Origin of the sequence: Pseudomonas sp. PB101 (assembly GCF_009764265.1) — a bacterium.
Taxonomy (GTDB): domain Bacteria; phylum Pseudomonadota; class Gammaproteobacteria; order Pseudomonadales; family Pseudomonadaceae; genus Aquipseudomonas.
Window position 1 is genome coordinate 33,405 of the sequence record NZ_RWIR01000031.1, and the last position, 26,289, is coordinate 59,693.

The 26,289-nt window shown below is 63.9% G+C and carries 20 protein-coding genes; 13 read left to right on the top strand and 7 right to left on the bottom strand.

Annotated elements, in window-relative coordinates; all coding sequences use genetic code 11:
* The first annotated feature begins 61 nt into the window (after positions 1-61).
* The 13 genes from EI969_RS10015 (at position 62) to EI969_RS10075 (ending at position 16,935) form a co-directional block, all read left to right on the top strand.
* The gene (locus EI969_RS10015; RefSeq protein ID WP_160387476.1) at positions 62-1,474 is read left to right on the top strand and encodes an amino acid permease; all 1,413 of its coding nucleotides are present in this window, start codon (positions 62-64) and stop codon (positions 1,472-1,474) included.
* 487 nt (positions 1,475-1,961) lie between these two features.
* Positions 1,962-2,753, top strand: coding sequence for an enoyl-CoA hydratase/isomerase family protein (locus EI969_RS10020; protein WP_160387478.1), 792 nt, complete (start codon positions 1,962-1,964; stop codon positions 2,751-2,753).
* 86 nt (positions 2,754-2,839) lie between these two features.
* The gene (locus EI969_RS10025) at positions 2,840-4,000 is read left to right on the top strand and encodes an acyl-CoA dehydrogenase family protein (protein WP_103393516.1); all 1,161 of its coding nucleotides are present in this window, start codon (positions 2,840-2,842) and stop codon (positions 3,998-4,000) included.
* Between the two features lie 18 nt (positions 4,001-4,018).
* Positions 4,019-6,118, top strand: a complete 2,100-nt coding sequence (locus EI969_RS10030; RefSeq protein ID WP_160387480.1) for an acetate--CoA ligase family protein — start codon at positions 4,019-4,021, stop codon at positions 6,116-6,118.
* 10 nt (positions 6,119-6,128) lie between these two features.
* Positions 6,129-7,739, top strand: coding sequence for a 5-guanidino-2-oxopentanoate decarboxylase (locus tag EI969_RS10035; protein WP_160387482.1), 1,611 nt, complete (start codon positions 6,129-6,131; stop codon positions 7,737-7,739).
* A gap of 13 nt (positions 7,740-7,752) precedes the next feature.
* Complete coding sequence (locus EI969_RS10040; RefSeq protein ID WP_160387484.1) at positions 7,753-8,943, top strand: pyridoxal phosphate-dependent aminotransferase; 1,191 nt, start codon at positions 7,753-7,755, stop codon at positions 8,941-8,943.
* Positions 8,936-10,351: an aldehyde dehydrogenase family protein gene (locus tag EI969_RS10045; RefSeq protein ID WP_160387486.1), complete on the top strand. Its 1,416-nt coding sequence runs from the start codon at positions 8,936-8,938 to the stop codon at positions 10,349-10,351. The genes EI969_RS10040 and EI969_RS10045 overlap by 8 nt, the downstream gene beginning before the upstream one ends.
* A gap of 98 nt (positions 10,352-10,449) precedes the next feature.
* Positions 10,450-12,051, top strand: coding sequence for an ABC transporter substrate-binding protein (locus tag EI969_RS10050; protein ID WP_160387488.1), 1,602 nt, complete (start codon positions 10,450-10,452; stop codon positions 12,049-12,051).
* Positions 12,052-12,219: 168 nt separating this feature from the next.
* Positions 12,220-13,179, top strand: a complete 960-nt coding sequence (locus tag EI969_RS10055) for an ABC transporter permease (protein ID WP_110661184.1) — start codon at positions 12,220-12,222, stop codon at positions 13,177-13,179.
* 3 nt (positions 13,180-13,182) lie between these two features.
* Positions 13,183-14,010 carry an ABC transporter permease gene (locus EI969_RS10060; protein ID WP_160387490.1) on the top strand — a complete coding sequence of 276 codons (828 nt, stop codon included), beginning with the start codon at positions 13,183-13,185 and terminating at the stop codon, positions 14,008-14,010.
* Positions 14,011-14,012: 2 nt separating this feature from the next.
* Positions 14,013-15,659 (top strand): ABC transporter ATP-binding protein, encoded by a 1,647-nt coding sequence (locus tag EI969_RS10065; RefSeq protein ID WP_160387492.1) that lies wholly within the window; start codon positions 14,013-14,015, stop codon positions 15,657-15,659.
* Positions 15,660-15,668: 9 nt separating this feature from the next.
* A complete protein-coding gene (locus EI969_RS10070; RefSeq protein ID WP_160387494.1) occupies positions 15,669-16,379 on the top strand; it encodes an NAD(P)H-dependent oxidoreductase in 711 nt (236 codons plus the stop codon).
* Between the two features lie 100 nt (positions 16,380-16,479).
* Entirely contained in the window at positions 16,480-16,935 is a 456-nt protein-coding gene (locus tag EI969_RS10075) for a YMGG-like glycine zipper-containing protein (RefSeq protein WP_160387496.1), read from the top strand.
* Between the two features lie 133 nt (positions 16,936-17,068).
* Here the strand turns inward: EI969_RS10075 and EI969_RS10080 are convergent, their stop codons facing one another.
* The 7 genes from EI969_RS10080 to EI969_RS10110 form a co-directional block, all read right to left on the bottom strand.
* Positions 17,069-18,076 carry an AraC family transcriptional regulator gene (locus EI969_RS10080; RefSeq protein WP_160387498.1) on the bottom strand — a complete coding sequence of 336 codons (1,008 nt, stop codon included), beginning with the start codon at positions 18,074-18,076 and terminating at the stop codon, positions 17,069-17,071.
* A 58-nt stretch (positions 18,077-18,134) separates the two neighbouring features.
* Positions 18,135-19,412, bottom strand: coding sequence for an OmpP1/FadL family transporter (locus tag EI969_RS10085; RefSeq protein ID WP_160387500.1), 1,278 nt, complete (start codon positions 19,410-19,412; stop codon positions 18,135-18,137).
* A gap of 161 nt (positions 19,413-19,573) precedes the next feature.
* A complete protein-coding gene (locus EI969_RS10090; protein ID WP_256678292.1) occupies positions 19,574-21,052 on the bottom strand; it encodes a DUF1254 domain-containing protein in 1,479 nt (492 codons plus the stop codon).
* Positions 21,045-22,481: a DUF1254 domain-containing protein gene (locus EI969_RS10095; RefSeq protein WP_160387502.1), complete on the bottom strand. Its 1,437-nt coding sequence runs from the start codon at positions 22,479-22,481 to the stop codon at positions 21,045-21,047. The genes EI969_RS10090 and EI969_RS10095 overlap by 8 nt, the downstream gene beginning before the upstream one ends.
* A gap of 87 nt (positions 22,482-22,568) precedes the next feature.
* Positions 22,569-24,101: an arylsulfatase gene (locus EI969_RS10100; RefSeq protein WP_160387504.1), complete on the bottom strand. Its 1,533-nt coding sequence runs from the start codon at positions 24,099-24,101 to the stop codon at positions 22,569-22,571.
* 96 nt (positions 24,102-24,197) lie between these two features.
* Complete coding sequence (locus tag EI969_RS10105; RefSeq protein WP_160387506.1) at positions 24,198-25,259, bottom strand: hypothetical protein; 1,062 nt, start codon at positions 25,257-25,259, stop codon at positions 24,198-24,200.
* A 26-nt stretch (positions 25,260-25,285) separates the two neighbouring features.
* Entirely contained in the window at positions 25,286-26,107 is an 822-nt protein-coding gene (locus EI969_RS10110) for an SDR family NAD(P)-dependent oxidoreductase (RefSeq protein WP_160387508.1), read from the bottom strand.
* Between the last annotated feature and the right edge of the window lie 182 nt (positions 26,108-26,289).

The following is a 26,289-nucleotide window of genomic DNA, read 5'->3' on the forward strand; positions in this document are numbered from 1 at the left end:
CTCCCTGCGCCGTGACGTCCTGTCGCGCGTTGCACACCTCACCGACTGCTGAGGTGCCGACATGAACGAGAACACTGATCGTAAAGGCATACAGCTGACCCGCGCCCTGAAAAGCCGGCACATTTTCATGCTGTCCCTGGGTGGCGTCATCGGCACCGGGCTGTTCATGGGCTCCGGCGTGACCATCAACCAGGGGGGCCCGGTCGGGGCGATCCTGGCTTACCTGGTCGCCGGTTTCCTGATGTACCTGGTGATGGTCTGCCTGGGCGAACTGTCGGTGCAGATGCCGGTGTCCGGTTCGTTCCAGACCCACGCCACCAAGTACATCGGCCCGGCCACCGGGTTCATGATCGGTTGGGTGTACTGGATGAGCTGGGCCACCACCGTCGGCCTGGAGTTCACCGCCGCCGGCATGCTGATGACGCGCTGGTTCCCGACTGTGCCGATCTGGTACTGGTCGGCACTGTTCGTGGTGGTGCTGTTCGGTATCAATGCCATGGCGACCCGCGCGTTCGGTGAAGCGGAATACTGGTTCTCGGGGATCAAGGTCGCGGCGATTCTCGGTTTCATCGTGGTCGGCGTGCTGGTGATCTTCGGCGTGATGCCCCTGAGCAGCGGCGCCCCGGCACCGATGGCGAGCAACCTGCTTGGCGATTCGCTGTTCCCCAATGGCCTGTCGGCGGTGTTCGCGGTGATGATGACCGTGGTCTACGCGTTCCAGGGTTGCGAAATCATGGGCGTGGCCGCCGGTGAAACCGATCAGCCGGAAAAGAGCATTCCGCGGGCCGTGCGCAACGTGGTGTTCCGCGTGCTGATCTTCTACGTGCTGGCGATCATCGTGCTGTCGGCCATCGTGCCGTGGCAGCAGGCGGGGCTGATGGAAAGCCCGTTCGTGCAGGTGTTCGACATGGTCGGCATTCCCTATGCGGCCGACCTGATGAATTTCGTGATCCTCACCGCGATCCTGTCGGTGGGCAACTCCGGCCTGTACGCCTCGACGCGCATCCTGTGGGCGATGTCGAAAACCGGCATGGCGCCGAAAAGCCTGTCGCCATTGAGCAAGCGCGGCGTGCCGTTGCGCGCCTTGAGCATCACCCTGTGCTTCGCGCTGGTGTCGCTGATGACCAGCTTCGTCGCCGCTGACACCTTGTTCATGGTGCTGATGGCGGTGAGCGGCATGTCCGGCACCGTGACCTGGATTGTCATCGCGCTGGCGCAGTACAAGTTCCGCAAGGCCTGGCTGCGTGACGGCAACAAACTCAGCGACCTGAAGTACCGCGCACCGTGGTTCCCGGTGCTGCCGCTGATGTGCATCACGCTGTGCTGCTCGCTGTTCGTGTTCCTGGCCCTGGATGAAACCCAGCGTCCGTCGCTGTATTGGGGCTTTGGCTTCATTGCGCTGTGCTATGGCGCGTACTTCCTGATTCATCGCAAGCGCCAGGGCGTGCTGGCACCGAGCTTGCCGACTGCCTGATCCCTTGAGCTGAACACAACCCCCTGTGGGAGCTGGCTTGCCAGCGATAGCGGTATGTCAGTCAACAGAGATGTTGAATGTGATGCCGTCATCGCGGGCCAGCCCGCTCCCACAGTGTTTTGTGGCATCCCCAGCTTCTATGCACACCGCAGATTCCCTGTAGGAGCGAGCCTGCTCGCGATGGTCGTCAACGATAACGCGGGCTGTCTGGTTTCCCGCGGTGGCCTTGCGTCTCTCGCGAGCAGGCTCGCTCCTACAGGGGGGTGTGGTGGCGGGAAGACCGCGTGTCACCAGTTGTTCGAAGTTGTAACAGCGCCTGCGGTCCATACTCGCCAATATTGAAATAATTCAATAAAACCAATGTGTTACAGATTTTTTGAGCTTGTTACAGCTCGTTTCTCCACCGATTGCCGCCTTACTGAACACTCGTTTAGTATGGCCTCAAGTCGCATCACCTCAGACCAATCACAATAATTCGAGGATTCCCATGACCACTCAATCGTCGCTGCTCAGCCAGGTCGAAGCAGGCGTTGCCTGGATCACCCTCAATCGCACGGCCCAGCGCAATGCGTTGGACATTCCGACGCTGAAGAACCTGCATGCCTTGCTCGACGGTTTCAACGCCGACCCGGCGGTGCGCGTGGTGGTGTTGACGGGGAGTGGCCGCAGCTTCTGCGCCGGTGCCGACCTCGATGAATGGGCCGATGCCGAAGCCCGGGGCGCCCTGGAAACCTACGGCTGGACCGAAACCGCCCACGCCCTGATGACCCGTCTGCACAGCCTGGAAAAACCCACCATCGCCGCCATCAACGGCACCGCCGTCGGCGCCGGCATGGACCTGACCCTGTGCTGCGACCTGCGCATCGCCGGGCAATCGGCGCGCTTCAAGGCCGGCTACACCAGCATGGCGTACTCGCCGGATGCCGGCGCCAGTTGGCACCTGCCACGCCTGATCGGCAGCGAACAGGCCAAGCGCCTGTTGTTCCTCGACGAATTGTGGGGGGCCGACCGCGCACTGGCCGCCGGACTGGTCGGCGAAGTCTGCGCCGACGAGCAACTGCTGACGGTCACCCATGAGCTGGCCGCACGCCTGGCCGCCGGTCCGACTTTCGCCTTCGCCCAGACCAAAAAACTCATGCGTGAAGGCGCCGAACGCAGCCTGGCCGAACAACTGCAAGCCGAGCTCGCCGCCGGCCTGCTGTGCGGTCGCAGCGAAGACGGCACAGAAGCCCTGCGCGCCGCCATGGAAAAACGCCCGGCGAACTTCGTCGGCCGCTAATCGCAGCGGTCCTGTAGGCGCTGGCTTGCCAGCGATCACCTTCAGCCTCGCACACCATTCTTTGTGAACGAACAACAGGTAGCACCATGAATTTCCAACTGACCCAAGAACAAGAAATGTTGGTGGACTCGGTACGCAGCTTCGTCGAGAAGGAACTGCTGCCCTATGAAGAGCAAGTCGACCGCGCCGACGAGGTGTCCCCGGAACTGGCCGCGCAGATTCGCGGCAAGGCGATTGCCGCCGGTTTCTACGCCTTCAACATGCCCGAGGAAGTGGGCGGTGGCGGCCTGGACTACCTGTCCCAGGCGCTGATCGAGCGTGAACTGTCGAAGGTCTCCTGGGCGCTGCACGTGTTCGTCGCACGGCCGTCGAAAATCCTCATGGCCTGCACCGGCGACCAGATCAACGACTACCTGTTGCCGAGCATCCAGGGCGAGAAGATCGACTGCTTCGCCCTGACCGAACCGGGCGCCGGTTCCGATGCCAATGCGATCAAGACCCGCGCCGTGCGTGAAGGCGACGACTTCATTCTCAACGGCAGCAAGCACTTCATCAGCCACGCCGGCCATGCCGATTTCGCCATCGTCTTCGCCGTCACCGACACCTACGAGCACAACGGCAAAAAGCGCAACGCCGTGACCTCGTTCCTGGTCGACCGCAATACCCCGGGCATGACCATCCGCCGTGGCCCCAAGTGCGTGAGCAACCGTGGTTACCACACCTTCGAAATGTTCTTCGACGACTGCCGCGTGCCGGCCAGCAAAGTGCTGGGCGAAGTCGGCAAGGGTTGGGACGTGGCCAACGCCTGGCTGACCGCCGGGCGGGTGATGGTCGCGGCCAACTGCGTCGGTCAGGCCCAGCGTGCACTGGATGTGTCCTTGCAATGGGCGGCGGACCGCAAGCAATTCGGCCAGCCGATCGGTACCTACCAGGGAGTGTCGTTCAAATTGGCCGACATGGCCACGCAGATTCGCGCTGCTGAACTGCTGACCCTGCACACCGCCTGGAAAATGGACCAGGGCACCATGACCGATGGCGAGGCCGGCATGGCCAAGCTGTTCGCCAGTGAAGTGCTCGGGCGTACCGCCGATGAAGCGGTGCAGATCTTCGGCGGCATGGGCCTGATGGACGAAGGCCCGGTGGAGCGCATCTGGCGCAACGCGCGGATCGAGCGGATCTGGGAAGGCACTTCGGAAATCCAGCGCCACATCATTTCCCGCGAGCTGCTGCGGCCGCTGCTGCGCTGATCGGCCCGGAGAACTTCCATGTCCCAAACCATCCGTGACAACCTCAAACGCATGCTCGCGCCGCAACACGTGGCGTTCGTCGGCGGCCGCAGCATGGCCCGCGCCCTCAAGCGCTGTGCCGAAGGCGGCTACCAAGGGCAAATGTGGCTGATCAACCCGCAGCACGACAGCCTCGAAGGCGTGCCGTGCGTGCGCAGCGTGGCCGAGCTGCCTTGCGGCCCGGACGCCGTGTTCATCGCCACCAACCGCGAACTGACCCTGACCTGCGTCGCCGAACTGGCCGCCATCGGCGCGGGCGGGGCGATCTGCTACGCCTCGGGTTTTGCCGAGACCGGCGCCGAAGGCCAGGCCCTGCAACAGCAACTGCTCAAGGCCGCTGGCGACATGGCCTTGCTCGGCCCCAACTGCTACGGCCTGCTCGACTACCTGCACAGCTGCGCGCTGTGGCCGGTGGCGCACGGCGGCAAGGCGGTGGAGAAGGGCGTGGCGGTGCTGACCCAGAGCGGCAACTTCGCCTACAACCTGTCCATGAGCGACCGCTCGCTGCCGGTGGCCTACATGGCCTCGGTGGGCAACCAGGCGCAACTGGGCGTGGCTGAATTGATGGACGTGTTGCTCGACGAGCCGCGTGTCACCGCCATCGGCCTGCACCTGGAGGGCCTGAAGAACGTGCCGGGTTTCGCCCGTGCCGCGCACAAGGCGCTGGAGAAAGGCATCCCGATCATCGCGCTGAAAACCGGCGTGTCGCAGATCGGCGCCGAACTGGCCTTGAGTCACACCAGTTCCTTGTCCGGCTCCGATGCACTGTACGACGCGCTGTTCGATCGCCTCGGGGTGATCCGCGTCAGCGGTCCGGTGAGCTTTGTCGAAACCCTGAAAGCCGCGGCCTGCGGCAACCTGCCGGCGGGCAACAGCCTGATCGCGCTGGCCTGTTCCGGTGGCGACGCCGGGCTGATTGCCGACTACGCCGAACGCAACGAGCTGGGCCTGCCGAAGCTCGATCAAGGACAGGTCGGAGAACTCGCGCAAGTGCTGCCCGGTTACGCCAACCTGGTCAACCCGCTGGATTTCACCACGGCGATCTGGGGCGACGGCGAAGCCTTGAACCGCATGCTCGACAGCGCGCTGCGCACCGAAGCCGACGCCGCGATGCTGGTGCTCGACTACCCGGCGCAGTTCACCGGCGAGCGCAAGGAGTGCGACCTGCTGCTGGAGTTGTTCTGCGCGGCACTGGTGCGCCACGGCAAGACCGGTTTTGTCACCTCGGCCTTCCCTGAATTGCTGCCGGCCCACGCCCGTGAGCGTCTGCACAGTCAGGGCGTCGCGGCGTTGCAAGGCGTCGAAGACGGCCTGGCTGCGTGGGGCCGCATCGCCGGTTATCAACGCAATCGTCAGGTTTTGCTGGCCCTGGGTGAATCGGTGTTGGTGCCGCTGTGCCCGAGCGCGCTGGAAGGCGAAGGGCAGTTGCTCAATGAGTGGGATTCCAAACAGGCGCTGAGAGCCTTCGGTCTGCCCACGCCAAACGGTGTTTTGAGCACCCCGGATCAAGCCCTGGAAGACGCCGAGGCACTGGGCTATCCGCTGGTACTCAAAGCCGTCAGCGCACAGCTGCCGCACAAGACCGAGGCCGGCGCCGTGGCGCTGAATCTCAAGGATGGCGCGGCATTGAGCGCTGCACTGGAAAAGATGCGCGTCAGCATCGCCGCCTACGCACCGGGCGTGCCGTTCGATCAACTGTTGCTGGAGCCCATGGCCAAACCGCCACTGGCCGAGCTGATCGTCGGCATCAAGCGTGAAAACGATTTTGGCCTCGCGCTGGTGATCGGTACCGGCGGCATTCTGGTGGAGTTGCTCAAGGACAGTCGCAGCCTGTTGCTGCCGACCACCGACGGCGCGATCCGCAATGCCTTGCTCGGCCTGCGCAGCGCGCCGCTGCTGCAAGGTTTCCGTGGCCGCGAGCCTGCCGACCCGGACGCTCTGGTGACGGCGATCCGCGCCGTGGCCGACTACGCCTGCGAAAACGCCGCGCACGTGCTGGAACTCGATGTGAACCCATTGTTGGTCGGTGCCCAGGGCACCACTGCGGTCGATGCGTTGATTCGCCTCGGCCATGCGTGAGGACATGAACATGCAAAACATAACCTTGACCGGTGGCCAGGCGCTGGTGCGCCTGCTGGCCAATTACGGCGTCGATACCGTGTTCGGCATCCCCGGCGTACACACCCTTGAGCTGTATCGCGGCTTGCCCGGCAGTGGCATTCGCCACGTGCTGACCCGCCATGAGCAGGGCGCCAGTTTCATGGCCGACGGTTATGCCCGGGTCAGCGGCAAACCCGGCGTGTGCTTCGTCATCACCGGTCCCGGCGTGACCAACGCCGCCACCGGCATCGGCCAGGCCTACGCCGACTCGATTCCGATGCTGGTGATTTCCAGCGTCAACCACAGCGCCAGCCTCGGCAAGGGCTGGGGCAGCCTGCACGAATGCCAGGACCAGCGCGCGATGACCGCGCCGATCACTGCATTCTCCGCCGTGGCGCTGACCGCCGAAGACCTGCCGGAACTGATCGCCCGTGCCTACGCGGTGTTCGACAGCGAGCGGCCGCGCCCGGTGCACATCTCGGTGCCGCTGGATGTATTGGCGGCGCCAATTGCCCGTGACTGGAGCAACGAAGTGGTGCGCCGTCCGGGGCGTGGCCCGGCATCCGCCACCGCGCTGGATGAAGCCGTGGCCAGACTCAGCGCTGCGAAGCGCCCGATGATCATCGCCGGTGGCGGTGCGCTGAATGCAACGGCGCAACTGCACGAACTCAGCACGCGTCTCGCTGCGCCATTGTTCACCAGCGTCGCCGGCAAGGGCCTCTTGCCCCCGGACGCGCCTTTGAATGCCGGTTCCTCCTTGTGCGTGGAGCCCGGCTGGAACCTGCTCGCCGAGGCCGACGTGGTGCTGGCGGTCGGCACCGAAATGGCCGATACCGACTTCTGGCGCGAACGCCTGCCGCTCAATGGCGAGCTGCTGCGCATCGACATCGACCCGCGCAAGTTCAACGACTTCTACCCCTGTGCAGTGGCGTTGCATGGCGATGCACAGCAAACCCTCAGCGGTTTGCTTGAGCGCCTGCCGAGCGAGGTGCGCGATGCCAGCGCCGCGGTTGCCTCGGTCGCCGCCCTGCGTGAAGCGGTCAAGGCCGGCCATGGCCCGTTGCAGTCGATCCATCAATCGATTCTCGACCGTATAGCCGCCGAGCTGCCGGACAACGCCTTCATCAGCACCGACATGACCCAGTTGGCCTACACCGGCAACTACGCCTATGACAGCGCCGCCACCCGTAGCTGGTTGCATCCGACCGGCTACGGCACCCTGGGTTACGGCCTGCCGGCCGGCATCGGCGCCAAGTTCGGCGCGCCGCAACGGCCGGGCCTGGTGCTGGTCGGCGACGGCGGGTTCCTCTACACCGCGCAGGAGCTGGCGACCGCCGTCGAGGAACTGGACAGCCCGCTGGTGGTGCTGCTGTGGAACAACGACGCCCTGGGGCAAATCCGCGACGACATGCTCGGCCTGGACATCGAGCCCATCGGCGTGTTGCCGCGCAACCCGGATTTCGCCGCCCTCGCGCGTGCGTTCGGCTGCACCGTGAACCAGCCGCAAAGCCTGGCCGAGTTGCAGACCGACCTGCGCCATGGCTTCAAGCGCAACGGCGTGACACTGATCGAACTCAAGCATGCTTACGCCTGTATTTGAAGGGGATGAAACCATGCGCTTTTCCGATCTGACTCAACGTATCGCCGGTGACGGCGCCGCCGCGTGGGACATTCACTACCGCGCCCTGGCCAAGCGCGAACAGGGCGAAGACATTCTGCTGTTGTCCGTGGGCGACCCGGATTTCGACACGCCACAGCCCATCGTGCAGGGCGCGATCGACAGTTTGCGGAGCGGCAACACCCATTACGCCGAGGTGCGCGGCAAGCGTGCCCTGCGTGAATCCATCGCCAAGCGGCATCAACAACGCAGCAGCCAGTCCGTTTCGGCGGATCAGGTCATTGTGCTGGCCGGGGCGCAATGTGCGCTGTTCAGCGTGGCCCAATGCGTGCTCAATCCGGGTGACGAGGTGATCGTCGCCGAACCGATGTACGTCACCTACGAAGCGGTGTTCGGTGCCTGCGGCGCCGTGGTGGTGCCGGTGCCGGTGCGCTCGGAAAACGGTTTCCGCGTGCTGCCCGAAGACGTCGCCGCACGCATCACTCCGCGTACCCGGGCGCTGGCACTCAACAGCCCGCACAACCCGTCCGGCGCCAGTCTGCCGCGCAGCACCTGGGCTGCTTTGGCTGAGTTGTGCATCGGCCACGACCTGTGGCTGATTTCCGATGAGGTCTACAGCGAATTGCTGTTCGAAGGCGAGCACGTCAGTCCGGCCAGCCTGCCGGGCATGGCCGAGCGCACCGCGACCCTCAACAGCCTGTCGAAATCCCACGCCATGACCGGCTGGCGCGTCGGCTGGGTGGTGGCGCCGCCGTCCCTGGCCGCGAACCTGGAAAACCTCGCACTGTGCATGCTCTACGGCTCACCGGATTTCATTCAGGACGCGGCAGTTATCGCACTGGAGAGCAACCTGCCGGAACTCGAAGCCATGCGCGAAGCCTATCGCCAGCGTCGCGACCTGGTGTGCGAGAGCCTGGCCGATTGCCCCGGCGTACGGGCGTTGAAACCCGATGGCGGCATGTTCGTGATGCTCGATATTCGCCAGACCGGGCTCAGCGCCCAGGCCTTTGCCGACCGTCTGCTGGATCGCCACGGCGTGTCGGTCCTGGCGGGTGAGGCCTTCGGTCCGAGCGCGGCGGGGCACATCCGCCTCGGTCTGGTGGTCGGCACCGAACCCCTGCGCGATGCCTGCCAGCGCATTGCCCGTTGTGCTCAAGAATTGATGGAGGCCCAGGTTCATGCTTAATCACAAGACACTGTTCATTGATGGTCGCTGGCAAACCCCGTCGGGGCAGGGCATCGCCGAGGTGCTCAACCCGGCCACGGAAGAAGCCTGCGGCAGCGTGCCGCTGGGTGATGAACGCGATGTCGAAAACGCCGTGGCGGCTGCACGCCGGGCGTTCGACTCATGGTCGCGCACAGCGTCCAGCGTGCGTGCCGGTTACATCCGCGCACTGGCCGATCAATTGCGCAAGCGTGCCGATGAAATGGCTGCGGTCATCACCACGGAACTGGGCATGCCGGTGCAATGGTGCCGCTCGGTGCAGGTCGACGGACCGATCGCTGGCCTCGAGCAGTACGTCGAACTGGCTCATCTCATGGACGAAGTGCGCGAGGTCGGCAACTCGCTGGTGATCCGCGAGGCCGTGGGCGTGTGCGCGTTCATCAATCCGTGGAATTACCCGCTGCACCAGTTGATCGGCAAACTCGCCCCGGCCCTGGCCGCCGGTTGCACGGTGGTGGTCAAGCCGAGCCAGGAAACCCCGCTGCATGCCTTCCTGCTGGCGCAAATGATCGAGGACATCGGCCTGCCGGCCGGGGTGTTCAACCTGGTCAGCGGGCCGGGTTCGAAAGTCGGCGAAGCGCTGGCCAAGCACCCGGACGTGGACATGGTGTCGTTCACCGGTTCCACCGGCGCCGGCGTTCGCGTGGCGCAAGCAGCAGCACCTTCGGTCAAGCGCGTGTGCCTGGAGCTGGGTGGCAAGTCGCCGCTGCTGATCGCCGAGGATGCGGACCTTGCCGCAGCGGTGCGCTACGGCGTGCAGGACGTGATGATCAACTCCGGCCAGACCTGCACCGCGCTGACCCGCATGTTGCTGCCCGCCAGTCGTTATGCCGAAGCGGTGGAACTGGCGTTGGCTGAAACCCTGAGCCTGCGCATGGGCGATCCGCTCGATGCGCAAAGTTTCCTCGGCCCGATGTGTTCGGCAGGGCAAAAACGCACTGTGCTCGATTACATCAAGGTCGGCCAGGAGGAGGGCGCACGGCTGCTGTGCGGCGGTGATACGCCGTCGGCTTTCGAACGCGGGTTCTATGTCGGCCCGACGTTGTTCGCCGATGTCGACAACCGCATGCGCATCGCCCAGGAAGAAATCTTCGGCCCGGTGCTGTGCCTGATCCCTTACGCCGATGAGGCGCAAGCGATCCAGATCGCCAACGACTCGCCGTTCGGCCTGTCCAGCGGCGTCTGGGCCGGCAGCGCCGAACGCGCCTTGCACCTGGGGCGGCAGCTGCGCGCCGGCCAGTGCTTCCTCAACGGTGCAGCATTCAATTATCAGGCGCCGTTCGGTGGCTACAAACAATCGGGCAATGGTCGCGAGTGGGGGGAAGAAGGGCTGAACGAGTTCGTCGAAGTGAAGGCGATCCAGGTGTGACGGCAGGCGATTCATACGTTGTATGCACCGGGCCCTGGCCCGGTGTCTTGCGTGGTTTTGAATTGAAATTCCATTAGCTTTTGATCAGGGGCAATGCAATGAGCGATAACAAAAACAAGATTACTCAAGCGAACCATGAATTCAGCTTCCCGCGTAGGGACTTCTTGAAGTACAGCGCTGCCGCGGCTGCCGTGGCCGGTGCGTTTTCCATGGGCCTGCCGTTCGGCGCCTTCGCCGAAGAGGCCACACCAAAACCGGGCGGCGTCCTGCGCCTTGGGTTGGCCGGTGGCAGCACTACCGACTCCAAGGATCCGGGCTCCTGGGCCGACACCTTCACCTTCGTCGGCTTCTCGGCGGTCTATAACACCTTGACCGAAATCGCCGTCGACGGCACCGCCATCCCCGAGCTGGCCGAAAGCTGGACCTCGACCCCGGACGCGCGCATCTGGACCTTCAAGATCCGTCAGGGCGTGACCTTCCACAACGGCAAGACCCTGACCGCCGACGATGTGGTCGCTTCGATCCAGCATCACCTCGGCGAGAAATCCACCTCGGCGGCCAAGACCGTGCTGGGCGACGTGGCCAAGGTCAGCGCCAACGGCAGCGACAGCGTGGTGTTCGAACTGCACTCGGGCAACGCCGATTTCTCCTATGTGGTCGCCGATTATCACCTGGCGATCATGCCGAGCAAGGACGGCGCGGCGGACTGGCAGGCCGGCGCCGGCACCGGTGGCTATCGCCTCAAGGACTTCGAGCCGGGCGTGCGCATGACCCTGGAGCGCAGCCCGGACTACTGGAAACCGGGCCGGGCGCATTTCGCCAGCGCCGAGCTGATTGCCATCGCCGACGGCGCGGCGCGGGTCAATGCGCTGGTCACCGGGCAAGTGGACGTGATCAACAAGGTCGACCTGAAGACCGTCGCGCTGCTCAAGCGCAACCCGAACCTGGTCATCGAAGAAACCAAGGGCGCCCAGCACTACACCTTCCCGATGCTCACCGACAGCCAGGTGTTCCTGAACAACGACGTGCGTCTGGCGATGAAGCACGCGATCAACCGCGAAACCCTGCTGGCCTCGGTGCTGCACGGTTACGGCCTGGTGGGCAACGACCACCCGATCCAGCCCGGCAGCCGCTTCATCAACACCGCGCTGGAACAACGCACCTACGACCCGGACAAGTCGCGCTTCTACCTGAAAAAGGCCGGCCTGGATTCGCTCAAGGTCCGCCTGCAAGCCTCCGACGCGGCCTACACCGGCGCCGTGGACGCCTCGGTGCTGTTCAAGGAACAGGCGCGTGCCGCCGGGATCGACATCGACGTGGTGCGCGAGCCGGCCGACGGCTTCTTCTCCAATGTGTGGATGAAGCAGCCCTTCACCACCTCGTTCTGGTACAGCAGCCTGACCGCCGACCGCATGTTCAGCATCGGCTACGCCAAGGGCGCGGCATGGAACGAAACCCACTGGGACAACCCGCGTTTCAACCAACTGCTCAACGCCGCCCGGGGCGAGATGAACGACCCGCTGCGCCGCGAGATGTACAACGAAATGCAGGCGCTGTGCCGGGACGAGGGCGGGGCGATCTTGCCGCTGTTCGCCAGTTCCGTGGCGGCGCGCTCGAACAAGGTCGTGCATGGTGGGCAGACGGCGCCGTACGGCGAACTGGACGGCCTGCGGGTGATAGAGCGGTGGTGGCAGGCGTAATGCCCGGATCCATCAAACAATGAAGATCCCTGTGGGAGCGGGCTTGCCCGCGATGGCGCCGTAACAGTCGACATAGATGTTGGCTGACATACCGCTATCGCTGGCAAGCCAGCTCCCACAGTGGAATTTGCAATCTTCACCAGCGTGCCCACTTCAAGGAACTGCACGATGAGAAGTATTTTCAAGCTGTTGGGGCAGCGCCTTGCTTTAGGCCTGCTCTCGCTGTTCGCCGTTTCAGTGATCATTTTCCTCGCCGTCGGCATGCTCCCGGGCGATATCGCCCAGGCCATGCTCGGCCAGTCGGCCACCCCGGAAACCGTGGCCGCCTATCGCGCGCAACTGGGCCTGGACCTGCCGCCATTAACCCGCTTCGGCCACTGGATCTGGCAGTTGCTGCACGGTGATCTCGGGGTGTCACTGGCCAACCAGCGGCCCATCGCCGATCTGGTCAGCTCGCGCCTGGGCAACACCTTCAGCCTCGCATTGCTGGCGGCGCTGGTGTCGGTGCCCCTGGCCTTGCTGCTGGGCATGCTCGCGGCGCTGTATCGCAACAGCTGGTTCGACCGCTTGCTCAACACCTCGGCCCTGAGCGCCGTGTCGTTCCCCGAGTTCTTCGTCGCCTACATCCTGATCCTGGTGTTCGCGGTGAAACTCAACTGGTTCCCGAGCATTTCGAACCTGGCGCCGGACGCTTCGTTGGGCACGATACTGGAACGCTCGGTGTTGCCGGTGGCGACCCTCAGCCTGGTGGTGATCGCGCAGATGATGCGCATGACCCGCGCCTCCCTGATCAACCTGTTGGCCAGCCCCTACATCGAAATGGCCCGGCTCAAGGGCATCAGCCAGTCGCGGATCATCTTTCGCCACGCCTTGCCCAATGCCCTGGCACCGATCGTCAACGTGGTGGCGCTGAACCTGGCGTACCTGGTGGTCGGCGTGGTGGTGGTCGAAGTGGTGTTCGTTTATCCGGGGCTCGGCCAGTTGCTGGTGGACTCGGTGGCCAAGCGCGATATCCCGGTGGTGCAGGCCTGCAGCCTGATCTTCGCCGCGACCTACATCCTGCTCAATACCAGTGCCGACGTGCTGTCGATTGCCAGCAACCCACGCCTGATGCATCCGAAGGGGTAGACCATGAGCCTGTTGAAACAAGTGTGGCGGGCGCCCCTGAGCGCCAAGTTCGGTTTGTCGATGATCGTGCTGTACGTGCTGGTGGCGGTGTTCGCGCCGGTATTGGCGCCATTCGGCGAAACCCAGGTGGTGGGCGGGGGCTTTGAACCCTGGGGCGGACAGTTCCTGTTGGGCACCGATAACCTCGGGCGCGACATGTTCAGCCGCCTGGTCTATGGCGCACGCAACACCCTGGGCATTGCCTTCCTGACCACGGTGCTGGCGTTCCTGCTCGGTGGCTTGAGTGGCCTGGTCGCGGCGATCAAGGGCGGCTGGGTCGATCAGGGATTGTCGCGGGTGGTGGACATCCTGATGGCCATTCCGCAACTGATCTTTGCCTTGCTGATCCTCAGCGTGGTCGGCACCACGGCGACCTCGCTGGTGCTGGTGATTGCGCTGCTGGATGCGACCCGGGTGTTTCGCCTGTCCCGCGCGGTGGCGATGAACGTGGTGGTGCAGGACTTCGTCGAAGCCGCACGCCTGCGCGGTGAGGGCCTGTGGTGGCTGGTGACCCGCGAGGTGCTGCCGAACGCGGCGGCACCGCTGATTGCCGAGTTCGGCCTGCGCTTCTGCTTCGTGTTCCTGTTCATCAGTGCGCTGTCGTTCCTTGGCCTGGGCATCCAGCCGCCCACCGCCGACTGGGGCAGCATGGTGCGCGACAACGCCGTGCTGATCACTTTCGGCGACATCAGCCCGTTGCTGCCCGCCCTGGCCGTGGCCTTGATCACGGTCAGCGTCAATTTCGTCGTCGACTGGATGCTGCACAAATCCAGCGGCCTCAAGGAGTGCTGAACATGACGACTGCAAAACCTTTGCTGGAAATCCGCGACCTGCACATCGAAGGCCATTACGAAGATGCCTGGCATCCGCTGATCAAGGGCATCGACCTGACCCTGCAGCGGGGCGAAGTGTTGGGGCTGATCGGCGAGTCCGGCGCGGGCAAGTCGACCCTCGGCCTCTCGGCCATGGGCTACACCCGCGATGGCTGCCGGATCACCGGTGGCTCGGTGCATTTCGACGGCATCGACTTGCTCAAGGCCAGGCCTGAAGCCTTGCGCAAACTGCGTGGCCTGCGCATCGCCTACGTGGCACAGAGCGCGGCGGCCTCGTTCAACCCGGCCCACCGACTGATCGACCAGCACGTCGAAACCGCCGTGAAGAACGGCGGCATGAGCCGCGATCAAGCGATGAAAGAAGCCGTCGAGTTGTATCGCGTGCTGCGCTTGCCCAATCCCGAAACCATCGGCCAGCGCTATCCGCATCAGGTCTCCGGTGGCCAGTTGCAGCGGGTGATGACCGCGATGGCGATGGCCTGCCACCCGGACCTGATCATCTTCGACGAGCCGACCACCGCGCTGGACGTCACCACCCAGATCGAAGTGCTGGCGGCCATTCGCGATGCGGTAGCCACCTACGGCAGCGCGGCGATCTACATCAGCCACGACCTGGCGGTGGTGGCGCAGATGGCCGACCGCATCATGGTGCTGCGCCACGGTAAACTGGTGGAAGAGGCCGAGACCCGCAAAATGCTCGGCGACCCGCAGGAGGACTACACCAAGTCGCTGTGGGCGGTGCGCAGTTTCCGCACCGAACCCAAGGCCTGCCCGCAACAGGAACAACCGCTACTGGAGTTGCGCAACAGCTGCGCCAGTTATGGCCAGCAACCGGTGCTGCACGACGTTTCGCTGAAGCTGTATCGCGGCCAGACCCTCGCGGTGATCGGCGAATCCGGCAGCGGCAAAAGCTCCACTGCGCGCTTGATCACCGGTTTGCTGCCGCCGACTTACGGCCAGGTACTGTACGACGGTGAACCCTTGCCGGCGGACTTTCGCCAACGCAGCAAGGAACAACTGCGGCGCGTCCAGATGATCTACCAGATCCCCGATACGGCGCTCAATCCGCGTCAGCGCATCGTCGACATCATCGGCCGGCCGTTGACGTTCTACCTCGGCCTCAAGGGCAAGGCCATGCGCGCCCGGGTTGCCGAGCTGCTGGAGATGATCGAACTCGACCCGGCGACCTTCATGGAGCGTCAGCCCCGGGAGCTGTCCGGCGGGCAGAAACAACGCATCTGCATCGCCCGGGCCCTGGCGGCCGAACCGCAACTGATCATCTGCGACGAAGTGACCTCGGCCCTCGATCAACTGGTGGCCGAAGGCGTACTCAAACTGCTCAATCGCATCCAGCAGCAACTGGGTGTCGCCTACCTGTTCATCACCCACGATGTTGCTACAGTGCGGGCGATTGCCGATGAGGTATTGGTGATGCAACGGGGCAAGGTGGTCGATCACGGCTCGCGCAGCCAGATCTTCACTCCGCCGCATCAGGACTACACCGGGCTGCTGTTTTCTTCCGAACCGCAAATGGACCCCGACTGGCTCGACCGCTTGCTGGCCACGCGCGCTACTTCACCTTCAACCGATTCGCTGGAACAAGTCTAAGGAACCACCATGAAAGTACTGATCGTCCACGCTCACCCGGAGCCGCAATCCTTCACCGCCGCCCTGCGCGACCAGGCTGTCGCCAGCCTCCAGGCCCAGGGCCACGAAGTGCAGGTCAGCGACCTGTACAAAATGAACTGGAACCCGGTGGCCAGCGACGCCGACTTCTCGAACCGGGAAAACCCCGAGTACCTGGTCTATGCCCTGGAACAACGCCTGGGCGCGAAGAGCCAGTCACTGGCGGCGGACATCCAGGCCGAGCTGGACAAACTGCTGTGGGCCGACCTGCTGATCCTCAACTTCCCGATCTTCTGGTTCTCCGCCCCGGCCATGCTCAAGGGCTGGATCGACCGGGTGCTGGTGTCCGGCATCTGCTACGGCGGCAAACGCTTCTACGACCAGGGCGGCCTGGCCGGCAAGAAAGCGCTGGTGACCGTGACCCTGGGCGGTCGTGAACACATGTTTGGCGAAGGCGCGATTCATGGGCCGCTGGAGGACATGCTGCGGCCTATCCTGCGTGGCACGTTGGCCTATGTTGGGTTCGATGTGCTGGAACCCTTCGTGGCCTGGCACGTGCCGTACATCAGTGAAGAGGCGCGCCAGCAATTTCTGGTCGACTACGACCAGCGGTTGCAGCACCTGAGCGACGACCAACCGCTGGGATTCCCGAAGCTGGCGCAGTTCGATGACAAGCTCTATCCGCTGACCACCAACGCCTGATCAGCGCCTACAGGGGGAAATCGGGCCCACCGTCGGTCAGTAACCGGGTGGCTGAGCGGGGCTGATCTAAACTCCTTTTGGGGGTCATCCGGAGGTCATCATGAAAAGGTTTTCACCGCTCAGTTTATGTATCGCCCTGTCGGTTTTCAGTGCCCCGGGATGGGCGCAAACGGTGGTGCCTATGAAAGGTCAGAGTTCGCAACAAACCCAGACCGACATCAACGAATGCAACAGCATCGCCGCCAGCCAGAGTGCCTCGACGGCTTCCACGCCTTCGGGCGGCAGGGTCAAGGGCGCTGCCGTCGGGGCCGCCGCCGGCGCGGCAGGGGCACAGGTGCGCGGCAATCAGCATGACGAAGCTTATGATCGTGTCGACGATGACAGGAAGCAGGACTATCGCCAGGACCGTGCCAAACAGACCGCCGCGGCCGGGATGGTGGTCGGTGGTTCGCGTCAGCGCCAGGAACGCCGGGCGGACGAGAAAACCACCCAGGCGAATACCTCGTCGGCTTACAGCAGCTGTCTGCAGGGCAAGGGTTATCAGGTCAATCCTTGAATCGGGTACAGATCACACTGTAGGAGCGAGCCTGCTCGCGATGGTCGTTAACGATTACGCGTGTTTACTGGTTTAACGCGGCGCTCTTGAGTCCATCGCGAGCAGGCTCGCTCCTACAGGGATCCAGATCCAGTCAGGGGCGTGCTTTCTGTTGTTTGAGCCACTGTCGCGGGCTGACGCCAAACCAGCGCTGGAAGGCTCGGCTGAAGGCGCTCTGGTTGGCATAACCGAGCACTTCGGTCAGTTGCATCAGGGTCATGTCGGACTCTTCGAGGTAGCGCAGGGTCATGGTCTGCCGGGTGTCGTCCAGCAACGTCTGGAACGAGGTGCCTTGCTCGGCGAGATGGCGTTGCAGGGAGCGCGGGCTCAGGCGCATGAAGTCGGCGATGTAGTCGATGGTCACCCGGCCGCTCGGCAGGAAACTGCGCAACAGGCGCTGGATATGGTTGGGCAACTGGTGGCTGTGCAGGCGGCTGGCATTGTCCAGGTGCTGCTGCATGAGCCGGTGCAACGCCGGGTCGGCATCGGTCAGCGAGACGTTCAACAGATTGACGTCGAACATCCAGGCATCGAAAGCGCTGTTGAACCGCGGGGCCACGCCGAGCAAACGACGGTAGCGCGCCGGATTGACGGCCGGCGCATGCTGGAACATCGCCACGGCCGGCTGCCAGCGGCTGCCAAGCAAGGTGCGCATCAACTGATGCCCGACCCCCACCACCAATTCACTGACCTGGCGGCCGCCGGGCAGGTTTTGCGCTTCGGTGGCGTAGTAGAGCAGGGCGTGATCGTCCGCCCGGTGCACCGCGACATCACCATAGTTGTCGTGCACGTGAAAATAGTGCCCGAGGTCGCGCAGGGCATCGCCGACACTCTTGGCATTGCGCATCAGGTAGAGCAAGGACCCGAAGATCCCCACGCCCTGGTACAGGCCGAACTCAAGGCCGAACAGCAGGTTATCGCTGGCTTTGCTGGCCAGCTCCAGCACCAGTGCGAAGCGGTGGAAGGAAATCAGCGCGTCCGGGTTGTCCAGCACATCCCTGGCCAGGCCGGCTTCGCGCAGCAGCTCGGCGGGGTTGAGGTGCTGGCTGCGGGCGAATTCATGGAAGCCGTGAAGTGATGACGCACGGGTGAGGTAAGTCATGTCGAAGGGTCTGCCTGTTTTGCGGGTTGGCCCGGCTGCGGGCCATTTCCAGGTTGAATCAGAAACGCCAGGTCACGCCGCCGCCGATGATATGCAGGGCGCTGTCGGGGTAGGTGCCCGACAGGGTTTCGCCTGAACGCTTGCGCTGCTGCACGTCCATGTCGCCGAGCCAGACCAGCGTGTAGCTGAGGTTGACGTCCATGTCCTCGGCGAGCTTGTAGTTGAGCCCGGTCGCCAGGCGCCAGGTCTCGTTCATCGGGTTGTCCACGGTGCGGTCCTTGTCCTTGACCGCAGAGCTGTCGTAGGCCACGCCCATGTTCCAGCGCAGTTTCGGGCTGAGCTGGTTCTGCGCGCCGAAGGACAGGTGCCAGGTGTCCTGGTACTGGCGGCTGACAGTGCCCGAAGGCGATCCGCCCGCCGTGTCCACCGAGACGCCGATGTCGCCGAAATCACTCCAGTCCTGCCAGTTCGCCGAACCCAGCAGCGTCCACTGATCATTGAGCTGGTGGGCCACGCTCAGGGTCAGCGTCTGCGGAATGTTCATGTCGAGTTCCAGGTCGTTGGCCTGCAGGCCGGACAGCGCCTGCTGGAGCAGCGGGTTGCGGATGCCGCTGGCTTGCGGCGAGTCCTCGAAGTCGAGCTTGACCTTGCTGGTGTAGGCCAGGCCGAGCGTGGTGCGCGCATCCAGTTGATAGCGCAGGCCGAGGTTCAGGCCGACACCGGTGGTGGTGTCCTTGTACTGAAGCTGGCCATCCTGCTTGAACGGGCTGACCGGCAGCAGGGCGTTGTTGTCGACCGCCATTTCGGTGTTGTAGTAGCCGTAGACCAGGCGCGGGCCGATGCCGAACGACAGGTCGTCGTTGATCTTGTAGGCGAAGGTCGGCTGCATCGAGACGCCGAGCAGGGTCGACTTCTGCGTGAAGTAGCGCCCGGCCCAGTCATCGCCGTAATCCACGCTCAGGCCGAAGTTGCCGTACAGGCCGAAACCGATGCTGGCGCGGTCGTTGACGGCATGGCTGATGAAGAAGCTGCTGCCCGGCAGGATCGGCAGCGGGTTGCCGCCTTCATTGCCGGAAAAGTCATTGCCGCTGTCGCGCTGAAAGCCCAGGTCGCCGAGGACTGCCTGGCCGTTGAGGCTGACCTGGGTGCCCTCAAGGGCGGCGATGCCGGCGGGGTTGCTCATCAGCACGCTCGGGTCGCTGGCCAGCGCTGCAGAACCGGCGTTGGCCAGCCCGGCGCCTTCCTGGCCGACCTCGTAGAGCTGGATGCCGCCGGCCAAAGCCTGGGTTGCGTTGCCGGCAAGGGCGAGGAGGATCAAGGGGTGAATCGATTTCATCAGGTCTTTCCTGGTCATTGCGCTGCTTGTGGACCCCTTGTAGGAGCGAGCCTGCTCGCGATGGACATAAGGGCGACGCGTGCATACAGAATGCCCGCGTCATCGTTAACGACCATCGCGAGCAGGCTCGCTCCCACAGGGGCAGCATCAGGCCAAAGGGATTAGTGGTGTTGCGGACCCGGCACCAACGGTGGCGGTGCCCAGTCGCCCTTGATCAGCGCATCCGAAGGCCCGTAGGCGCGGAGGGTCAGGGCGAATTCACCCTGCGGCGCGGGCAGCCAGTTGCCCACTTTGTCTTCGGTCGGGCGCTGGTGCTGGATGTACAGGGTCAGCGAACCGTCGGCGTTGTATTTCAGGTCCTTGTTCTTGGTGCCGGTCGAGTAGCGCTTGATCTCGTTGGCGGCAAAGAAGTGCAGCGGGTCATACAGGGTCAGCGACCAGAAACCCGATACCGGTGGCGTCTGCCCGGCCGGGAAGGTCAGGGTGTAGCTGCGCTCGCCGCTCAGGCGCTGGCCGTCGCCGTCCTCTTCGCGGAACAGGTAGGTGGTTTCCCTGGCGTGGTTCTCGAAGATGTTGGATTTGGCAATCGCCAGCCGTGTCAGGTAATCGGTGCCGAAGGCGGCGTTGTTGAATGGACGGTTCCAGCCATTGGCGATGCGCACGCCATTGCGGCTCAGATAGAACAACGGATCGACGATGTCTTTCTCGCTTTGCTGCGCGCTGTCCTGCAGCACTTTGGCGATCGCCGGGTCGGTTTCGCCAGCGGCAATCAGCGCACGGAACTGTGCATACAACGACTCTTCGCCGGGCAGCGGCGGCACCTGGGCCAGAACACCCTTCAATTGCGCAAAAAAACGCTCGGGCGTGACCCATCGGGTTTCACCCGCCGGTTTGTCGGCGGCGGCCTTGGGCAGCGGCAACCGGGGCAGGTGTTTCCAGTCGATGGTTTTGATCTTGCCGTCGAACGTCGACAGAGGGTACATGGCGATCTGGTTGAGCAGCGGCTGGATCGCCTCGCGGTCCTGGGCGGTATCGGCCATGAACACGCGCGGGATCACCACGCCGGTGTTGGTCGGCGAACGCAGCACGGCCTCGACACCGGCCGGTTTTTCGCCTGTCCAGTCCGGGCCGACGATCAGGTAGAAACCCGGTTGGGTGCCGTAGATCTTCGCCACCCGGGCAAAGCTGTCGGTACGCTGGTCGGCCAGTTCGAACATCCAGAAACGCTCGCCGAAGTCCGGCACTTGCAGGATCACCGGCGCTTTATCCAGCGCCAGGGCGCCGAAACCGTAGACCACGTCCTGATTGGGATGGGCGACGATGCGGATGTCCGGGTCGATGTAGTCCGACAGCATCGCCAACTGGTTGACCGGCGCAACCGGTGTCGGGCCGAGCAGGCCGATGGTCGGCACCTGCTCGTACATCATGCGCCGGGTTTGCAGGTTCACCAGCGGCCAGCCCCAGGCATAGGCCATTTGCGCCACGGCGCGGGCGTAGCCGGGTGTCATCACGGTGTTGGCCACCGGGCCTGCGGGAGCCACGGTTTCGTTGGCGCTGGCCGGCAGGGCCAGCAGCAGGCCGCTCACGGCCAATGCAGTGAGGGTCATGCGCACGAATGGCGGGGGGCTGAGCTTATTCAATGGCTTGCACCTGTGGCAGTTCATATTTGCCCTCTAGGACTTGGCCTTTCGGCTGGTAGAGCCGCAGGATCATGTAGAACGGCCCTTTGGGTGCCGGCAGCCAGTTGGCCGCGAATTCGCCTTCGGGCTTGTCGGCCTGCAACGGCACTTCGAACGATCCGTCGGCGCGCACTTTCAAGCCCCGGGTATCGGAACCGAGCTTGTAGCGGGCGATGGGGTTGTCCACCAGCATCTTGTCCACGGCGTTGTAGACCGTCAGCGACCAGAAGGCATCGACCGGCGGTGCGCTCTTGAAGCGCAGCACGTAGCGCTTGGCACCGCTGAGCTGCTCGCCCTTGGCGTCCGTGGAACGCAGCGGATACATCGCTTCTTTCTCGCCCTGGCCGCCCAGGTACGGGCCGGAGACCAGCGCGCGCAACGGGTAGTTGGTGCCGAAGTGGTCAAGCCCGGTGGCCCAGGCCCAGCCATTGCGCTGGGTCGCTGCCGTGGCCAGTGCCGACACCGCGACCTTCGGGCCGTCCGCCAGGGCGCGCAGCAGCCCGGCTTTCTGTGGTGGCGAAAGCCGCGCTGGATCGAAACCCTTGGCGGTCAGGCCGAAGCGGGCGAACTGGGCGAACAACGCCTCGTCGCGCGGGGCCGGCGGATTGTCCTTGAGCGCCGCCGCCAGCTCGCGGAAGAAGTCCAGGCCGTCGTCGCTCGCTGCCGGCAGGGGCGCCAGGGCTTGCGCCTTGGGCTGGTAGTCGCGGTTGTCGCGTTGCGACAGCGGACGCAAGGTGAATTGCTGCTGCAAGGCATGCAGTGGCGCCAGGTCTTCGCCGTCCTTGACGTGCAGGCGGCCCCAGAGCCAGACCTTTTTGGTGCTGACATCCAGGCGCTTGAGGCCTTCCGGCAATGTGCCCTGCCAGCCCGGCGGGACCAGTACGTAGTCCCCGGCCGCCGTGCCGGTGGTGCGGCGGCCGACGTAATGCTCCAGCTCCTGCCACATGTTGAACACGTCGACCACGTAGTAGCGGTCGGCGGTGTCGGGCACGTGCAGCACGTAAGGTTCATCGAGTTGCACCACCGCGCTCAGGTACAGCGTGTCGTTGTTGGCGGTCGGCATGTCCTTGGCCGCCGGCGTGGCCAGCGCTTGCGCCCAGCCCAGCTGATTGAGCGGGGCACGGTAGCTGGTGGCGGGGCGCGGGCTCGGCACCGAGCTGTAGTCGCGCATCACGCGCTCCATGCGCACCAGCGGATAACCCCAGACATAGGCGTTGATGCCGTTGGCGTAGGCGTCGGCTTCAAGGCCGGCGACGATGTTTTCCTGGCTGGTGGGCATGCTCAACAGCGCATCGGCTTGACCCTGGGCGAAAACGCTGGCGCCGGGAAGTCCGGCGCCAAGCAGGGCGGTGGCGAGGGCGCAGCGCAGCCATACGGTTTTTTTCGACATGAACGTTCTCCCGTGCGCCCGGCGGACGCCCCGATGGGGGCGCCCGCTGTCGCACGTGCTGACAGTGATGAGAAGGAGGGTGTTGCGTCAGTTCGCCATCGAGGCCATGCCGATCCCGCCCGCACCTTTCTGCGACGGCGGGAAGTCCTTCATGCTCTTGGCGAAGGCCTGCATGTACGGTGCGATGATCGGGATGATCCAGCTGCGCTGTTGCTGCCAGCGGAAATGGTCGCCGGCTTCAGGCGAGCGCTCGTACGGATCGACCTTGATGTCGATGACCAGGCCGCCCGGGATCTTCTTCGCATCCTCCATCCACTTGTCCTTCACCGCGGTGTGGATTTTCCACTGGTCGACACGCACGGCGTTCATGTTGGTTTCGGCAAAGAAGAAGAACTCATGGCGGTTCGACTTGCCGTCGGGTTTGGTCAGCATGTCCAGCTGGTTGTAGCCGTCCAGGTGGTTCTTGAAGGTTTTGCCGTCGACCTCAAGGCCGGTCAGCAGTTTTTCCTTTACATCCGCTTGACCCACCGCCGCCATCAGGGTCGGCACCCAGTCTTCGGAGGTCATGAACTCACCCGTCCAGGTATTGGGCTTGATGTTGCCCGGCCAGCGCACCAGCATCGGCACACGGAAACCGCCGTCCCAGGTCAGGCCCTTTTCACCACGGAACGAAGCCGCGCCGGAGTCCGGCCAGTGGGACAGGTTGACCCCGTTGTCGGAGGTGAACAGCACGATGGTGTTTTGCGCCAGCCCCTGGTCATCCAGGCTTTTCAGCAGTTTGCCCACCAGCGAGTCGAGCTGCAGGATGGCGTCGGTGTATTCGGTATGGCCGCTCTTGCCCAGCCACTCGTCACTGACGTGGATCTTCTGGTGCATGCGCGACGGGTTGTACCAAAGGAAGAACGGCTTGTCGGCGGCTTTTTGCTTTTTGATCCAGTCAATCGACAGGTCGGTGAACTGGTCGTCGACGCTCTTCATGCGCTCGATGGTCAGCGGGCCTTCGTCGGTGATCTTCTGCTTGCCGACACGCCCCCAGCGCGGATCGACGGTGGCGTCGTCGGTCGTGGTCGCGACGGAATGGATCATGTTGCGCGGAATGCCGGGGAAGTTCGGGTCCTTGGGGAAGTTGGTCATCTCGGCGATCTCCATCACGTTCAGGTGATAGAGAAAGCCGAAGAACTCGTCGAAACCATGGGCGGTCGGCAGGTATTCGTTGCGGTCGCCGATGTGCGACTTGCCGAACATGCCGGTGGCATAGCCCTGGGCCTTGAGCAACTGGGCCAGGGTCACGTCGCTGTCCTGGATGCCGACTTTCGCTCCCGGCTGGCCCACGGCGGTCAGGCCGGTGCGGATCGGATACTGGCCGGTGATGAACGCCGCTCGGCCGGCGGTGCAGCTCGGTTGCGCGTAGTAGTCCGAGACCATCATGCCTTCCTGGGCGAGGCGGTCGATGTTCGGCGTCTTCACGGCGCCAAGCCCACGGTTGTAGGCCGAGACGTCCATGGGGGCCATGTCGTCGATCATGATCACGACGATGTTGGGCTTTTCCGCAGCCTGGGAAACGCCCATCGCCGCGAGGCTCAGGCCGATGCCCAGCAGGGCAGTTCGAATCAAGTGCATGTTGAATTCCTGTTCAAGCGCGCGATGGCAAACCGCTGGAAGTGTGGTTCACGATCTGTGGTTGCGCAAAAATGCGCGCGAGGGTTTTTCGGTTGGCTAGACGCCTCGGCGCGGCTGCAGCGAGCCGTGCCTGGCATGGCCGACGTAGAACGCCGGACGGGTGCCCGGGAACAGCCAGAACGGCGTCATCTCGGACGAGGGAAAGACGTTCGGGAAGCGTGGGTCGCGTTTGGACGGCCCGGCGACGGTGGCTTCCTGAACCATGGAAATGTACTGGTCGACCGCGTTTTCCAGGGTGTTGCCGTTGATGATCACTTCGGTGCCGATCATCTTCGCGTAGTCGGCCACGCCGCTGGCCGTGGACAGCAATGGCGCATAGGCGTCGACGCTGACGCCGTTTTCGCTGGTCACCCACAGGCCTTCATCGGTGTGCACGACGATCGAGTGGTTGCCTTCGGTGTGCCCCGGGGTGTGCATCAGGGCCACGCCGTCACCGAGCATGATCGAACCGTCGAAGCACATCACCTTGTCCTCGGGTACGCCGGCGATGCCGCTCGGGCAATACCAGTCGGCCTGGTAGGGGTTGAGGTCCTTGGTCGACTCCCATTCGCGCCAGTGCACCAGCAATTTGGCGTTGGGGAACAGCCCGGGCTGCTTGTCCGTGCCCAGCCAGCGGCGGATGTCCTGGGTGTGCAGGTGGTCGTAGGTGATGTAGTCGATGTCTTCCGGGCGCAGGCCGATGCGCGCGAGGATTTCGGGCACGGTGTTCTGGCGGTCGATGAGGATCTTCGTCAGCCAGTTGGCCGTGCGGTCCTGCAGGCGACGGAAAAACGGGGTCTCACCGTTGCGCTCGTGGTCCGATGGCGAGACCAGCAGGGTCTTGACGCCCTGCGGGGTATCGAACTGCACGATGAACAAACGGTTCTGAATGTGCATGTACTCGACCAGGCGTTCGCGCGAGAAGGCGTTGCGCAGGCCATAACGAACCGGGTAGGGCACCTTGACCAGGTTGAACGATTCAAAATAACGGGCCTTGGGGCCCTTGAGCATGTCGGCGCGAAATTGCAGGGCGGCAAAACGGGTGTCTTCGACGCGCGCCTGTTGACCGGCAGCGGCACGGGAATCTTCGAAATGACGGATTTGTTCAAAAGCACTCATGCTGGTGGATCCTGTGTTTGTTGTTGTCAGGCATTGCCGCGAAGACTTCTGGCCAGGTTGCGATCGACGATCCAGCGCTGCAGCGACGTGCACTTGCGCGCCAGGGCGCGGATCAGGCGGGCCTTGAACCCCGGCGTGATCATGAATTGGCGACGCTGGATACCCCGCAGGATGCCCGCCACGGCCTGGTCGACGGTCAGTACCCCGGCGACCGAGTTGAGCGAGCGCGTGACGGGGCTGCCGTGCTGGCGTTCGTAGTCGAGCAGCGGGGTCTGGATTTCTCCCGGGCAGACCACCGACACATCGACGCCGCAGAGTTTCTGCTCGGCCCGCAGCACTTCGGCGAGGCCCACCACACCGAACTTGGAGGCGGCATAGGCCGACTGGGTGTAGCTGCCGACGATGCCGGCCAGGGACGCCATGAACACCAGATGACCCTGGGGCGCCAGGTGCCTGAGGGCGCTGGCGGCGAAATTGCGGCTGCCGATCAGGTTGACGTTGATCACTTGGTGGAACGTCTCATAAGCGAGTTCGGTGAACAGCGCATTGCGCATCAGCCCGGCGCAGTTGAACGCCAGGTCCGCCGGGCCTTGCTGGGCATGGGCCTTGGCCATTGCGCTGTCCACCACGTCGGGAGCGGTGATGTCGGCCGGGTAGAACACCACCGATTGCCCCGGCTCGCGGCAAGCCTGCTTCAGGCGAACCAGCACCTGTTCGCTGATCTGCAAATCGAAGATCGCGACGCTGGAGCCCTGTGCGATCAAGGCCTGGGCAAACCCCAGCCCGATGCCGCTGCCACCGCCGGAAAGGTAGGTGACCTGAGGCGCGCGATACTTCCAGTTCGTCATGACGTGACCTGCCGAGTGAGGTTGAAGTGGAGCTTTACAGTGGCCACCAAGTTATCTTTTCGCGCCGCCTACAACTTGATAAATCACGAATGAAACTTGATGTATCACGAATATTTTGGGTGTTTACCCTGTAGGAGCCGGCTTGCTGGCGATAGCGTTCTCAAGGACGCCATCGCCAGCAA